Raw genomic sequence first — 14,839 nt, 5'->3', positions numbered from 1 at the left:
TCGGGTGGTAAGCTTGGTTCCGACTGCCGGTCGTCCGGGAGCACGCCGGTTCCTCTCTAGCCGTCTCGCCCGTCGGCGACGGTGAGGGGAATCATAGCGTACATGCGCCCGGAGCGTCGGGAAACTTGGGTGGGCGCGGGCGAACGAGCAGTCGCCCTGTCATTCTGCGAAGCGCAGCGAACCTCTGCATCATGGCTCGCGCCGGTTTTGCGCGTGCGCGTCTGGCGTGGTAGAACACCGCCGCCGGGGGAGGATAGGGTCCGGTGGCTCTGCTGGTCTTCAAAACCAGTTGCGGGCGTCAACCGTCCGCGGTGGGTTCGACTCCCACCCTCTCCCGCCACGCCGTCACGCCGTCACGCCGAAGCGTCGGACAAGAACCGCCGTATCTCTTCCCACGTCTCCACGACGTAGATGTAGCCGGGTCTCGGCGGACGCGCCGACTTCAACGGCTCCAGCGGAATCCCGACCCGCTCGCACACGGCGACCGCCGACGCCTTGCCGCCGATGAGCACGCCCACGTCGGCATCCAGCATCGCGACCAGGTCCGTCACGCTGTCGCCGACGAACATGCGCAGACCCGCCCCGGAATTCAGGCTGCGGAAGCGCTCTGCCTTGTCGGTTCCCGAGACGACGCGCCGGTGCAGGTGACCCGTCGAGACCTCGCGTTCGTCGAAGTCGAGGTCGTTGGAGTGGATGGGAACCCCTAGCCCGCCGATGCCGGCGCGCACGAGGTCCGCCGACCAGTTGGCGGAGATGACGTGTAGGTCGATGCCCAACCCGGCGCAGTCGGCGAGCGTCTCCAGCACCCCGTCACGCTTGGGAACCGCGCCGCCGAGGTCGTGGAGCCGGTCCCGCCGGATGCCTCGGAGGAACCCGCCATCGATGACCGACGCGATGGAGCTCTGCTCAATGGCGTCGAACCGGGTCGAGAAGCGCACGAGAGCCGCGTATGTGTCGTCCGCAGGGGCGGAGGCGGCGAGCGCTTCGTCGTAGACGCGCTGCCAGTCCGCGTAGTACGCCCTCGCCCCGACGAGCCAGCGACGGCGCAAATCGACGGCGTCCGCGTCGTTCAACGCGGAGGCGGCGAGCTCCGGCAGATTGGGCGTCGTATCGCGGAGCGTGACCGTCTCGTCGAAGTCGATGGCGAGGATCGAGATCATAGTGGTCTGTCAGGCTCATGGTACGTGGTTCGTGCTTTCCCCCTCACCCCAGCCCTCTCGCACGAGGGGAGAGGGAGTTCTGGTTCCTTCTCCCCTTGTGGGAGAAGGTTAGGATGAGGGGTAGGAATGGACTTCATCTGACGAACCAACAGGCTTGGCGGAACGCGGTTCTACAAGAGGTCGAGGGATCGCAAGATGTCCGCGATGGCGGTTCTGCCTTCGGGGCTGACGGGCATCATCGGGTGCGTGGCTCGGGCTCCGCAGACGCCCATCAGCTCCAGAGCCGTCTTCATACACGGTATCTCGCGCCCGTGCTTGTAGATGCTCCCGAGATGCAGCAGACGCCGCTGAATCCGGTGAACGGCGTCGATGTCGCGCCGCATCGCCGCGTCGAATAGGTCGCAGCAGGCGCGGGGATCAATGTTCGCCAACGACATGACCGCGCCTTTCGCCCCGAAGAGCATCGCCCCGCCGGCGAGGACGTGGGAACCGAGGAATACGACGAAGTCGTCTCGTTCGCCCACGCGGTCGATGAGCTCGATGGCTTGGATCCAGTTCCCGGAGCTGTCTTTGATCCCGACGATGTTCGGCAAGTCGGCGAGCTCCTCGATGACCTCCGGCGGGATCATCACCTTCGTCGTGCTCGGGATGTTGTAGATGAAGGTCGGGAGTCCAGCGGCATGGGCGACGCGTTCGTAGAAGTCGATCAGGTCGGCGTTCGCGAAGGGCATGTAGTAGAACGGCGGGGTCGTCGCGATGGCTTCGACGCCCAGATCGCGCACGCGCGCGGCGTTGTCGAGGACGCGCTCCGTCGACGTGTCCATGACGCAGCAAATGATCGGAACGCGTCCATTCACGAGCCGTACTGCGGTGCGGACCACATCGTCGCGGACATCCTCGCGCAGCGTCACCCACTCTCCTGACGAGCCCAGCAGGTAGATGCCATGGACGCCGGCGGCAATGAGCCGTTCCAGTTGCGCCTCGAATCCGGCGGGCTCCAGACCCTCGCGCTCGTCCAGCGGAGTGACGATTGGCGGGAACACGCCTGCAGGTCGCTGTGGGAACATCGTAGCTCCTGACAAACGAGTCGTGATGCCGCGTGGCGTATCGGCGCACGATTCTAGCAGGACGGCTGCAGACCGGTCAACGCGCGGTCAGAGCTTGACGAGCGACGCCAAGAGGTAGGGGAACTCCGACGCGACGCGCGAGTTCGGCACGATGATATCCGCACCGAGAGCTTCCGCCTCACGGAACCCGTCTCGATCCACGTGGCTGCCGAAGACGAGAACGGGCAGCGTCGAAGTCGCAGCGTTCGCGCGGAGGGCGCTCAGGAAGGCGCGCCAGTCGAAGCCGTCTCGGTTCATCGAGAGGAACACGGCTTCGGGCGCGTGCGTCTCGATCCGTTCGAACGCCGACTGCTCGTCTCGCGCGCCGAGCGTCTCAAAGCTGAATGAACGCGCGCACTCTTTCAGCTTGGCGGCGAAATAGAGGTCTGCCAGCACCAACAATCGGCGCGGCGGGGCTTCCGAGATCATGACTCCCCCGTATTCGGGTTCTGCGACTGCCATACCGGTTCGGGTCGGGCTTCGCGGGCGTTCATGGTGCGCGCGGCGACGAAGAGGTAGTCCGACAGTCGGTTCAGATAGGGCAGCACCTGTTCATCGACCGCATGGTCGTGAGCCAGCGCGACGACGCAGCGTTCGGCGCGGCGGCAGACGGTTCGCGCACCGTGCAGTGAGGCACCGGCTCGACTGCCTCCCGGCAGGATGAACGCCCGAAGTGGCGGCAGCGAGCTTTCGCACCGGTCGATGTCCGCCTCCAGTTGCTCAACCGCATCCGAGCCAAGAGCCGGGATACCGGACGCGTCCGGGTCGGAGCCCTCGGGCGTCGCCAGTCGCGCGCCGATCTCGAACAGACGCTGCTGGGCTCGGCGCAGGCTTGTGAGCAGATCGTCGTCTCGCCAGCCGTTCAGTTCGGCAGCGGCGGATCCAATCCACGAGTTCAGCTCATCGACGGTTCCCATCGCCTCGACGCGCCGATCGTCCTTGGCGATCCGATCCCCGCCCACCAAGCCGGTCTCGCCGCCGTCGCCCGTGCGCGTGTAGATTCGCATGCGGTTCTCCGTACGCCCAGGATGCCCGATGCACGGAGCGCTCGTCCAGTGGATCGACTACGCCTCGCGCGATCTGCCCATCAACTGCTGCCAGAACGAGACCGTCGGACGACCCATGTTGTCCCGCACCGACCGCTCGGCGGCGCCGAGGAAAGCGTAAAGCGATTCCATGAGGGGCATGGGGAACCCCGCGTATTCGGCGTGCTCGATGAAGTAGGGGAACTCCGGGAACTTGACGTAGACCTCGGTCGCCCTGCCCAAATCCACCTGGTCGGCGATGGCGGCGAAGTGAGCCCGCCAGCCCGACACGCCGCCGACCGCCTGACGAATCGCGTCGATGCTCACGCCACTGCGGACTCCGAACGCGAGCGCCTCCAGATAGGCGGCGGCTCCCAGTCCCATGCCCAACTGATTGACGCCTTTGACGACCTGCCCCGCGCCGCTGGGCCCGCAGTGCACCGTCCGCTCCGGGTCGCCCAGCGCCTGCAGGATATCCCAGCACCGCGCGACGGCATCCTCGTCGCCGCCGACGAAGATGTGCAGGTTCCCTTGAGCGCATCCCTGCGGTCCGCCGCTGACCGGCGCATCGACCAACGCCGCGCCCTTCTCGGCGAACGCCGCCGCCAGCCGTCGCGTCGCCACCGCCGACGTCGTGCCCATATCGACGAACACCTGCTTCTGCCGGGCGTTGGGCAGAAGAACCCCCTCCGCGACGCCGATGAACTGCTCCGAGGAACGCAGGCTGGTCATCACCACGCCGCACTGACTGACGATCTCCGCGCCGTCTCTGGCTCCCTCTGCGCCACGGGACACGCACTCGGCGACGCGCTCCGCCACCAGATCGTACGCGAGAACGCCGTACCTCGACCGCAGCAGCGTCCCGACCATGTTCCCGCCCATGGAGCCCAGACCGATGAACCCGATTCGACCTTGATCCGACATCGCCGCATCCTCCGATGAATGCCCGAACCGCAGCGCCCACAACGCCATCATACCCACGCCGGAGAGGAACCACACGTGCGCCGACGGCTTCGGCGAGGCTCTTGACATCCGAGGCTCCGCGCCGACAATAGTCGCGTGAACCATCTCGACCTCCCACGCCGATCCACGCTGTCTCGCCAGGCTCGCGCGGCTCACCTCTGCCTGCTGACGATGCTTCTCGTGTGTGACTACGAGGAACGCGCCGGCGCAGCGGAGCGCTTCGGCGTTCCCTCGCTCAGCCAGGTCTCGACGGGATTCGACACGCCCCGAGAGCTGATCGTCCAGCTTCTCGACGACCGGGACCCGCTGTTTGCGCTGGAGTTCCTGCCTACGAATCGCCGCTGGCGGCTGCGGTCCGCCGAACGGTTCGCGGAACCGATGCCCGGAGCCCATCCGCTTCGACGTCCGCTCGAACGCACCTGGATACTCCGGTTCGCCGCCGATATCCCTCTGAGCGGCGCGGCGGACGACTACCGAGCCGCCGGAGCCGTTTGGGCGGAACCGAATCACCTGTACCCGACACTTGCGAAGCCGGATCCGAGTTCCATCACACCGAATGACCCGCAATACGCGGAGCAGTGGAACCTGCCGCTCATCGGGATGCCCGCCGCCTGGGCAATCGAGAAGGGCGGACCCAACGGCGTGATCGCCGTGATCGACACGGGCGCAGCCCTGACGCATCCCGACCTGCGAAGCCAGCTCTGGACGAACCCCGGCGAGGTGCCCGACAACGGCATCGACGACGACGGGAACGGCTTCATTGATGATATCCACGGGTGGGACTTCGTCGACGCCGTGAACGCCGGAGGCAAGGGCGACTTCGGCGAGCGAGACGCCGACCCGTCCGACGAGACCGGACACGGGACTCACGTCTCCGGCATCGTCGGAGCCAAGCCCGACAACGGCATCGACGTCGCGGGCGTCGCCTGGAACTGCCCGCTGATGGTGATCCGCTCCGGCTTCGCCGCCCGGGATGGCGGGACGTTCTTGCAGGAGGACGACTCGGCGGCAGGTATTCTCTACGCCGTAGAGAACGGCGCGCGGGTCATCAACATGAGTTGGGGAGACGAGCGAGGCTCGTTCCTCCTCCGCGACGTGATCCGTTACGCCGCCTCGCAGGATGTCGTGCTCGTCGGGGCGACGGGCAACGACAGCCGGGCAGCGATCGTCTATCCCGCCGCCTTTCCCGAAGTGATCGCGGTCGCGGCGTCCGATCAGAACGATGATGCCGCCTACTTCACAAACGCCCGGACCGGCGTGGACATCGCCGCGCCCGGAATCGTCATCCTCAGCCTCGATATCGGCGACGGATTGCGCACGCTCAGCGGCACGTCGATGGCATCACCGCACGTCGCCGGTGTCGCCGCGTTGATGCGTTCCAGGCGACCCAACCTGACCGCCGCTGAAGTGCGCACCATCCTCCGAGCGACGACGACGGCGCTGAACCACGCGGGGAAAGCCGACGGCGTCGGGCGGCTCGACGCACGGCGCGCCCTGATCGCGTCCGAGTCTTTGACGGCATCCATCGCCGCCGATGCGTCGTTCCTGGGCGCCGACCGGCGATTGGAGCTTCGCGGAACCGCCGCCGGGCCCGCATTTTCTCACTACCTCATCCACATCGGTGAATCGATCACTCCCGCGTCGTGGAACCAGGTCTACGAGTCGCGGTCGGTTCCCGTGGTCGATAGTACGCTCTGGACTTGGGACACGAGCCAGATCGCCGAGGGAGAGTACTCGCTGCGTCTGGAGGTGTTCGACACGTCCGGCAACATCGCCCGCGACCAGGTCCCGCTCGTGGTCGACCACTCGCTGCCGCGCCTGCTGCGACACGGCGTCGTTCAGGCTCTCGCCAACGCGCAGGCGGTCGCGCTGCTCGAAGTCGAGGCGGACGACCCCATCGCCGGACAAGTCGTGTTCGACCGTCTGGACGGCGCGGAGAGGCTCGGTCCCATGGGCTTCGGCATCGCGGAACGGCGCTACATGATCGTGCTCGCGGACTACCTGACGCCGGGAAAGTGGCGCTACCGGATCGAGGCGTCGAACCGCGTCGGCATGTCCGTTACGGCGACCGGTGATCTCGACTACAGCCCGAACCCGCCGAACCCCAACGCGCGCGCGTCCTTGGGAACCCGACGGCTGTCCGCGATGGATGTCGCCCGGCGTTCCGCCGACTTCGACGGCGACGGCATGCCCGAGTTCATCGGCGGAACGCCCAACAACGCCGGGTTCCGCGCGACGCAGGTCTATCAGGTGGAACCCGACGGCAGAATCCGCGCCGTGCACTTCTTCCGCAGTCCCTTCACGCCCCAAGACATCGGAGACACCGACAACGACGGGTTGGTCGAAGTCCTCGGGGAGTCCGACGGCAATCTGGTGCTGCTCGAAGCCGCCGCGCCCCGTGCCTACCCGTCCGTAGAGACCTGGCGCGGGACAGACCTCCGGCATGGACAGTTCGCAGACGTGGACGGCGACGGCATCGAAGAGATCGTCGCGCGGCGGGGTAGCGCGCGGATCGTCGTGTATCGCGCAGTCGGAGATGACCGCTACGCGGAGCTCGCAGTCCTCGACAACCCGACGAAGGGCACGAATCTGCTCACGGAAACCGTCGCCGTCGGAGACATCGATGGCGACGATCTCCCTGAAATCCTCGTCGGCGACGCCGACGGCGAGATCGTCGCGTTCGGCATGGTGGGTGGCACGCTGGCGCATCGGTGGAGCGCCCAGACGCCGTACCGCGAGATCCGCGCGATCACGGCGGCAATGGTTGGGGATACTCGCTGGCTGGCGATCCTAGCGACGGAAGCCCTCGACCCCGCCGGCAAGACGGGACGGTTCCTGTCGGTCTCGCTGCATCGCTGGGATCGGACTCTCGGACTGCTCGTCGCGGCTCAGCCCGCCGAGTCGTGGAAGATGCGCCTGCTCGCCGACGACGAGGAGCCGCGACTGCTCACAGCCGGAATGACGGCGGGCAGTGAGCCCGAAATCATCGTGGTTGCCGGCGGCGGGCTCTACGCGCTGTCGGCGTCTGATGACGGTCTTGCGCTCGCGTGGGCGGCTCCGGCGCTCAACACGGTTCCAGCGGCGCTCGACCTGACGGGCGACGGCGCTGACGAGCTGCTCTTCACGAGCCAGGGACTTCTGAGCATCGTGACCGGCGAGCCCGGATCGGGAGCCGCAACACGCCCGTACGGGCTGACGATTCGCCCGCTCGATTCGCGGCGCGTGCGGCTCGAATGGCAGATCGACACGCCAGTCGGTTCCGCCGAAATACTCCGAACCGCCAACGGCGGGACGCGAACGCGAATCGCGACGGTCGCCAACGGGACGAGCTTCGACGATGACTCCGTCAGCCCGGGCAACCGCTACGCGTACGAAGTGGAGACCGAGGGCGGACGATCGGATTCCGTCGCCGTTCTCGTCTCGGAGCAGCCCGAGCTCCTCAGCGCCGAAGCCCTCGCTCCGGACCGAATCGCGGTCTCGTTCAGTCTGGCGATGGGAGCCTCCGCTCGGGAGCCGGCTTCCTATCGCGTCGCGGGCATCGCAGGACGCTCCCAAGTTCCATCCTCGGCGATCTCCTACGGGAACGCCGGTACGCGTGTCGTACTGTTGCTGGATGGCGCGCTCGCATCGGGGACGCATCGCGTGGAGATCGTCGCACCGGAGCGCGTCCTCAGCGTGGAAGGCATGCCGGTCGATGCGTCGCGGGTCGTTGCCGACATCATCGTCGAACCGGCGAACGGTTCCGTAACCGACCTGCGCGCCGTGCGGGTTTACCCCAATCCCGTGGTACCGGCTCGCAGCCATGCCGCGCGCGTGACCGTGGACGGACTGCCTCCGGGGGCTCAGGTGCGCGTCTACGACGCCGCTGGGAGCCAGGTCGCCGAGGGGGTCGCCGACGGGACCTCGCGCTGGGTGTGGCATCTGCGGAACACGTCGTCCGCGCCGGTTGCCGGGGGCGTCTACACGTACGCGATCGATTGGCGAGGCGACCGCGTGATCGGAAAAGTCGCCGTCATCCGTTGACGGGAGCCCAGCGCGGACTCATGCCGGAGACGATGGACGACATCGACCGAATCGCTCTCGCTTCTATCGAGGGACTCAACGCCCGACGCTTCCAAGCCCTGGAGCAGCGCTTCGACTCGGCTGGAGATGTGCTGCGCGCGCGCGATATCGACATCGTCGCCGCTTCGCCTCGTCTGTCCGCGCGGATGGCGCAGCGGATCGCGGCGCGGCATGGCGACTTGACGATGGTCGAGCGCCAGGTAGAAGCCCTGCGACGAGCCGGCGTTGCACCCGTCTTTTGCGGCGAGGCGGCATACCCGTCCGCGCTCGAATCGTTGCGCGACGCGCCGCCTGTGCTGTTCGTCCAAGGGAACCTGCCATCCGATGAACGGCGCTGTCTGGCGGTCGTCGGCACGCGAGAGCCCGACGACGACGGGCGGAGCATCGCGGAATGGGCTGCGTCTCGCGCCGTCGAAGCGGGCTGGATCGTCGTCAGCGGGTTGGCGCGAGGGATCGACGCGGCAGCCCATCGCGGCGCTTTGGCATCGACACCGTATCAGGCGACGGTGGCATTCGTCGGCAACGGGCCCCTGTCTCTCTATCCTCCGGAACACGGTTCGCTGGCGGCGGCGATCCGCGAGCAAGGAGCCGTCGTCTCCGAGCGTCTCTGGGGCAGCGCGCGCGCGCGTTGGCTCGTCCGTCGGAACCGCCTCATCAGCGGGATGAGCAGCCACGTCTTGTTGGTGCAATCGGGCACGACCGACGGAGCCATGCACACGGTTCGCTTCGCCGGACAGCAGCGCCGCTCAGTCGGCGTGTGGGACTGGGGGCCGAATGGGAACCTTGCGGAAGGTCCTCGCGCGCTGTGCGACTCCGGCAGCGCAACCCCGCTGACGAAGCGCACGTTCGACGAGTGGCTGCTCGCGTCATACGTTCGGAACGACGTTCCGAGGCTGCTTTACGAGCGAGCGGTGGACGATCCGACGCCGGATGTCGTCGATGAGCCGCTCGGACGAAGCTGATTGCCGCCGGAAGTCGATGTCGCTGAAGACCTGAGGCGCCATTTTTCGCTTTACACCGGGCGGTTTTCTCTGTTAGACTCGCTGAGCGTTCTGATAGGGGAACGCGGGAGCACGTATCTCTCTTTGACATATGCGGCGTGATGTCGTATGTTTGCCGCCACAGAGACCGATGCCGCTCCATCCGGGAAGCACGAGCATCGCAGGATTCGCTGAGGATCCGGTAGCCCTCCCCGTGAGGGCGACCTGAGGGTGATCGCAGAAGGCATCAACGTGAGCCGTTCGAGCGAAAGGAGGATCCATCCGCGAAACCGAGTATCGTCCGCTGAGCATCCGGCTCGATGGAGGCTGTACGGCGACCGTTGACAGGAGATGCCGAATCCGCGTAATCTAGTGTGCCGAGACGTTGACTGCGTCCTGACCGAGGGCTGGTTAGGCATTCCGGTGTCGCGTCGAGCGATGTCCGTTGCGCTCGTTGGAGACGGCAGGCTGTCAAAAGGCGTTGATGTAATGCGGATGCGGCCCGGGCGTCGCTTCTGCAATTGGCCCTTGTCAATACCGAGCAATCGGTTAGAATCCTGTTCAGGATGCTGTGGGTCGTCCCGCTCGGGGGGCTGGCCAGGCAACACGATACCCCAACCGTAAGGAGTTGAGGACCACAATGAAGAAGGCACTCCGGCTCTTCGCCCTGCTGATGGTTCCTGCGCTCGTCGTGTCCGCGTCGGCCCTCATGGTCGGCTGCGGCGGCGATGACGAGGAAACCGCGAAGGCAAAGTTCGTTTCCGCCAATCCGGCTGACGGGGCGGAGATTCCGACGGGCTCCGTGGTGACGGTCACCTTCGATGCCGATCCGGGCGCTGTAACGGCTACCGGCGGAACGGTCGAGGGCGCTGGCACGACCCGCAAGGTCACCGTGACGGCCGCGTCCGTTACCCTGACCTGGGACGGCGGCACGCAGACCCTGAACTACAAGCTGCTGCCCCAGGACAAGGACGCTCCGAAGCTCGCCTCGTCGAAGCCGGCGGACAATGCCAAGGACGTTGATCCTGCTGGACCCAACGCCGACGGCGTTGTTCTCGAGTTCAACGAGAACATCAGCAAGGCGACGGTCAAGATCTCTGAGGGTGGCACGGACCTCGGATGGGTCGCCGCCGCTAAGGACAAGACCGTCACGCTGAAGCCGCCGAAGGGCAAGGAACTCGTCAACGAGAAGACCTACAAGGTCGAGGGTGAAGTGATCGACCTCGCCGGCAACAAGGCGAACGTGAGCGTCACCTTCACGACCAAGGCGAAGCAGTAAGACGCTTCGCGATCGGTTGGGGCAAGATGACGACTCAGTCCTTGCTCCGGGCGATCCACTGAGTCGATTTGCCCGCACGGCTCCTCTCACGAGGGCCCGTGCGGGCTTTCTATCGTACGTTGCCTGTGCTACCATGGGTTCGCAACCGAAGCCACGCCTAAGGTGATGCCGATCCATGCAGGACGACCGCGCCATCCAACCCGACGCATCGACCCGGCGGATCGAGATCTACGACACAACGCTCCGCGATGGCAGCCAGGCAGAGGGCATCGCCTTCTCCGTCGAGGGCAAGCTCCACTTGCTTCAGGAGTTCGACCGTCTCGGCATCGACTTCGTCGAAGGCGGCTTTCCCTTCTCCAATCCGCGTGACGTCGAGTTCTACCAACGGGCGAAGCTCATCGAGCTCCAGCACGCCAAGCTCGTCCCGTTCGGCAGCACGCGGCGGAAGGATCGGGCTCCCGAGGACGACCCCAACCTGTTGGCGCTCCTTGAAGCCGGATGCGGCTACGCAACCATCGTCGGCAAGACATGGGACCTGCACGCACGCGAGATTCTCGGCATTTCGCTGGAGACCAACCTGGAGCTGATCCGCTCCTCCGCCGAGTTCCTCACGTCGCATGGCGTTCAGGTGATCTACGACGCCGAGCACTTCTTCGACGGGCTGCGCGCCAACCTCGAATACGCGATGGAAACGCTCGGGGCAGCGGTCGCCGGAGGGGCAACGCGGCTGATTCTCTGCGATACCAACGGCGGAACGATGCCCGGCACGGTCGCCGAAGCAGTACGCAGCGCCGTTGAGCGCTTCCCGACGCCCATCGGCATTCACACGCACAACGACGCCGGAGTCGCCGTCGCCAACGCCGTCGTCGCCATCGAAGCGGGCGCGTCGCACGCTCAGGGCACGTTCAACGGCTATGGCGAGCGCTGCGGCAACGCGAATCTGTCGACGATCATCGCCAATGTCCGACTCAAGCTGGGTTTGGATTGCCTCGTCGACGGACAGTTGGGCAGACTGACGACCGTGTCGCGCCTCGTCAGCGAACTGGCGAACCAGGCGCACGACGAGCGGCAGGCGTACGTCGGACGGTCCGCTTTCGCCCACAAGGGCGGGCTCCACGCCGATGCCGCTCGGAAGAACCCCATCTCCTACGAGCATGTGCAGCCGGAGCTCGTCGGCAACAACCGACGTATCCTCATCTCGGATCAGGCGGGACGCAGCGCCATCGTGGAACGGCTAGAGAAGGAATACCCCCACCTCGACAAAGGGTCGCCGGATACGCAGGCGATCTACGACCGGTTGAAAGAGGCGGAGAATCTCGGCTACGAGTTCGAGGCGGCGGATGCCTCCTTCTACCTCCTGGCGCAGAAGGCGATGCGACGCTACGAGGCGGCGTTCGACCTGCACGGGTTCCGGCTCATCATCGAGAAGTTCCGCGACCACTCGATGCGAGCCGAGGCGACGATCAAGGTGCGGGAGCCGAACGGCTTGGAGGAGCACACCGCCGCCGAGGGAGACGGGCCCGTCAACGCGCTGGACAACGCGCTGAGGAAGGCGCTGGAGGTCTTCTACCCGAACCTGCGGGAGGTCTCGCTGACGGACTTCAACGTCCGCGTCCTCGACTCAAAGGTATCGACCGCTGCGCGCGTCCGCGTGCTGATCGAGTCGACGGATGGGCACGAGACGTGGGGAACCGTCGGCGTCTCCGAAAACATCATTCAGGCGGCATGGGAAGCGCTTGTCGACAGCTTCGAGTACAAGATCATCCGCGACCTGAAACGGCGCCAGAACGGAACCGGCAACGCCTGACGAAGGCGTTCGGCTCTGCGCCGACTACTCCTTACCCATTTGACCCTGAAGCCGATTCAGTTCGTCCAGCAAGCGCGTCTGGCGGCGCGCCAGACTCACCATGTACCCGCCCAATGCCGCCCAGATGACGATGTACGCGACGAACATGTAGGTCAGGCGGCTGCGTTGGCGTCCCTCAAGATACTGAGTCGCCTCGCGAACCGCATCTGCGCCCGGCTTATCCGGCGCAGCGTTCTGAATCTTCTGCGCCTGGTCTTCGACGTCCGCCGCCGAAACCCCGACCGGGATCGTCGCCATCATGCCGATCCCGCCGAAGAACAGCGCCATCGCCGCGATCACCGCCCACTGCCAGCGCATCGTGATCCTCCCGGTAGCGCGCGTCAGCGGACGCGCTCATGTCGCAGCGCGTCCAACTCGGTCTCGACGTTCTCAAGACCAGCGCGCACCATCAGCAGAAACAGAAAGACGCCCAGCATCGCCAGTCCCGAGATGCCCACGACCTGCAGCATCGCCGGATCGAGGTTCCGCACCGTGCTCGTCTTCGGGTGGAGAAGGCTGCCCCAAAGCTGAATCGAGAAATAGACCAGCGGCGTCATCACGAACGCCAGGATGCCGAACACGGAGCTATTCCGTCGGCGCGGTTCGCCCCGCATCGTCGAGCGGAAGAGCAGATACGCGGCGTAGATGAGCCATAGCACCAGCATCGACGTGAGGCGCGGTTCCCAGTTCCACCACGTGTCCCACGCGCTTCTACCCCAGAGCGAGCCTGTGATGAGGACGATCGTCGCGAAGACGAACCCGAGCTCGGCGGAAGCCCCCGCGACCGCGTCGGCTTTCGGGCTCTTCCGCACAAGGTAGACGACTCCCGCGACCGCCGTGATCGTGAACGCTAGGAACATCGTCCACGCGGACCCGACGTGGTAGTAGAAGATCTTCTGCGCCTCGCCCATCTGCTTCTCGATGGGCGCGCGGGTGAAAATGAGCATGCTCGTGTAGAGAACCAGGGCGATGGCGACGAGCCCGAACAGGGCTCGTCGAAGCTCTTTCGACATGGGTCATTCCTCGAGAATCGACTCGAACAACAGCGTGCAGACAGCCAGGCAGACGAACGGATAGCCGCCCAGCAAGCCCAGCCACGACGTGTCGCGCAACGGCTCGGCGGCGAACACCGGCACGCTGCACTTCGTCGCCGCGATGAGCAGCGGAACCAACAGCGGCAGCAGCAGAACCGACAGGAAGCTCTCGCGCCCTCTTACGGACGCCGTCATCGCCGACAGGAACGATCCGAGCGCCGAGAACCCCACCGTTCCCAGCAACGCGATCCCTGCGAGACGCGCCGCGTCCGGCAGAGCGAACGCGCGCACCTGAAGGAACACGACCGCCAACGGAGCCAACACGACTTCGACGCCCAGCAGCAGCACCGTCATCGCGAGGACGCGCGAAAGATAGATCGCTTCCGGGCGTATGCCCGCCAACCGGATCGACTGGATGGCTCCCTGCGTCCGATCCATCTCCGCGCTTCGGTTCAGAGCGATCACCCCGGCAAACGAGATCGCGATCCAGAAGACGGCGCTCGCCAGCTTGCCGAGCTCGAGCCGCCGAGCGTCCGCGTCCAGTTCCAGCGGCGCAAAGTAGGGCCCATAGGCGAAGGCGAACACGAGCAGCACGATCAGCGCGAAGAGCACGACCAGCAGCAGCGCGTCCCGGCTTTGCCACTGCAACGCGAGGTCTTTGCGTGCCAGAACGGCGAGGTGTCGGATCATGGCACGCTCAGCTTCTCAAAGCGAGCGCGAAGCTCGTTCACCGGCGGCTTGCCGATCGCTTCGATGCCGCCGTTCCGTAGGAACCAGCACTCGGTCGCCAAGCGGTGCCCCGCCTCGGCGTCGTGGGTCACCAGGAGCACTACCGCTCCTGCGGCGCGTTCCGCTTCGATCCGCGCCGATACGCGGCTCACCATCGCCGCGTCCAAGCCGGTGAACACCTCGTCGAGAAGCAGCACTTCCGGCGAATGGACGAGCGCACGGGCGATGGACAGGCGCTGCAGCATGCCCCTCGAGTAGATGCGCGCCGGCTCGTCGGCGAACGCCGACAGGTTCACGTCCTCGAGCAGCTCGTCGGCGCGGTCGTTCGGTCGGTCGACGCCATGCAACGCGGCGAAGAACCGCAGGTTCCGCCTTCCCGACCAGTCCGGGTACAGAAGGGCTTGGTGGCTGACATAGCCGACCCGCCGCCGGTAGGCATCTCTGGCTGACGAGAGGTCTTCGCCGTTCCAGAGTAGTCGTCCGTCGGACGGAGCCGCCAGCGTCGCCAACACCGTGAGCAGCGTCGACTTGCCGGCTCCGTTCGCTCCGAAGAGGGCGACGCACTGTCCGCCGCCCAACTCGAACGAGACGTCCCGGAGGATCGTGCGATGCCCCAGCCGTTTGGCGAGCCGATCCGCCGTGAGCGTCGCCATGG

Annotated in this window: 13 protein-coding genes and 1 tRNA gene; 5 read left to right on the top strand and 9 right to left on the bottom strand. The window is 66.0% G+C overall.

Annotated elements, in window-relative coordinates; all coding sequences use genetic code 11:
- Nucleotides 1-245 precede the first annotated feature (245 nt).
- A tRNA-Sec gene (locus tag FJZ36_07915) sits at nt 246-340 on the top strand.
- A gap of 13 nt (nt 341-353) precedes the next feature.
- Here the strand turns inward: FJZ36_07915 and FJZ36_07910 are convergent.
- The 5 genes from FJZ36_07910 to FJZ36_07890 all read right to left on the bottom strand — a co-directional run bounded on the left by FJZ36_07910 (nt 354) and on the right by FJZ36_07890 (nt 4,935).
- Nucleotides 354-1,160, bottom strand: a complete 807-nt coding sequence (locus tag FJZ36_07910; protein ID MBM3214823.1) for a hypothetical protein — start codon at nt 1,158-1,160, stop codon at nt 354-356.
- 170 nt (nt 1,161-1,330) lie between these two features.
- Entirely contained in the window at nt 1,331-2,227 is an 897-nt protein-coding gene (locus FJZ36_07905; protein MBM3214822.1) for a dihydrodipicolinate synthase family protein, read from the bottom strand.
- 87 nt (nt 2,228-2,314) lie between these two features.
- The gene (locus FJZ36_07900) at nt 2,315-2,695 is read right to left on the bottom strand and encodes a hypothetical protein (protein ID MBM3214821.1); all 381 of its coding nucleotides are present in this window, start codon (nt 2,693-2,695) and stop codon (nt 2,315-2,317) included.
- Nucleotides 2,692-3,273, bottom strand: coding sequence for a cob(I)yrinic acid a,c-diamide adenosyltransferase (locus tag FJZ36_07895; GenBank protein ID MBM3214820.1), 582 nt, complete (start codon nt 3,271-3,273; stop codon nt 2,692-2,694). Before FJZ36_07895 ends, FJZ36_07900 begins: the two co-directional genes overlap by 4 nt.
- A gap of 57 nt (nt 3,274-3,330) precedes the next feature.
- Nucleotides 3,331-4,935: an NAD(P)-dependent oxidoreductase gene (locus FJZ36_07890; GenBank protein MBM3214819.1), complete on the bottom strand. Its 1,605-nt coding sequence runs from the start codon at nt 4,933-4,935 to the stop codon at nt 3,331-3,333.
- Between FJZ36_07890 and FJZ36_07885 the strand changes: the two genes are divergently transcribed.
- The 4 genes from FJZ36_07885 (at nt 4,426) to FJZ36_07870 (ending at nt 12,382) form a co-directional block, all read left to right on the top strand.
- Nucleotides 4,426-8,277 carry a hypothetical protein gene (locus tag FJZ36_07885; protein MBM3214818.1) on the top strand — a complete coding sequence of 1,284 codons (3,852 nt, stop codon included), beginning with the start codon at nt 4,426-4,428 and terminating at the stop codon, nt 8,275-8,277. The genes FJZ36_07890 and FJZ36_07885 overlap by 510 nt on opposite strands.
- A gap of 20 nt (nt 8,278-8,297) precedes the next feature.
- Nucleotides 8,298-9,278, top strand: a complete 981-nt coding sequence (locus FJZ36_07880; GenBank protein ID MBM3214817.1) for a DNA-processing protein DprA — start codon at nt 8,298-8,300, stop codon at nt 9,276-9,278.
- 658 nt (nt 9,279-9,936) lie between these two features.
- On the top strand, nt 9,937-10,575 hold the full coding sequence (locus FJZ36_07875) for a hypothetical protein (GenBank protein MBM3214816.1): 639 nt from the start codon (nt 9,937-9,939) through the stop codon (nt 10,573-10,575).
- A 175-nt stretch (nt 10,576-10,750) separates the two neighbouring features.
- Nucleotides 10,751-12,382, top strand: coding sequence for a citramalate synthase (locus FJZ36_07870; protein ID MBM3214815.1), 1,632 nt, complete (start codon nt 10,751-10,753; stop codon nt 12,380-12,382).
- 24 nt (nt 12,383-12,406) lie between these two features.
- On the opposite strand, the gene FJZ36_07865 is transcribed toward FJZ36_07870, so the two are convergent.
- From FJZ36_07865 to ccmA, 4 genes are read right to left on the bottom strand one after another with little or no spacing between them, the layout of a single operon-like run.
- Nucleotides 12,407-12,739 carry a CcmD family protein gene (locus FJZ36_07865; GenBank protein MBM3214814.1) on the bottom strand — a complete coding sequence of 111 codons (333 nt, stop codon included), beginning with the start codon at nt 12,737-12,739 and terminating at the stop codon, nt 12,407-12,409.
- A gap of 23 nt (nt 12,740-12,762) precedes the next feature.
- On the bottom strand, nt 12,763-13,434 hold the full coding sequence (locus FJZ36_07860; protein MBM3214813.1) for a cytochrome C assembly protein: 672 nt from the start codon (nt 13,432-13,434) through the stop codon (nt 12,763-12,765).
- A gap of 3 nt (nt 13,435-13,437) precedes the next feature.
- The gene (locus FJZ36_07855; protein MBM3214812.1) at nt 13,438-14,145 is read right to left on the bottom strand and encodes a hypothetical protein; all 708 of its coding nucleotides are present in this window, start codon (nt 14,143-14,145) and stop codon (nt 13,438-13,440) included.
- Nucleotides 14,142-14,837, bottom strand: a complete 696-nt coding sequence (gene ccmA, locus FJZ36_07850) for a heme ABC exporter ATP-binding protein CcmA (protein MBM3214811.1) — start codon at nt 14,835-14,837, stop codon at nt 14,142-14,144. Before ccmA ends, FJZ36_07855 begins: the two co-directional genes overlap by 4 nt.
- Between the last annotated feature and the right edge of the window lie 2 nt (nt 14,838-14,839).

Source organism: Candidatus Poribacteria bacterium (genome assembly GCA_016866785.1).
Lineage (GTDB): Bacteria > Poribacteria > WGA-4E.
Note: the sequence above shows the minus strand (reverse complement) of the source record. Positions and strands in the feature narration are given on the sequence as shown.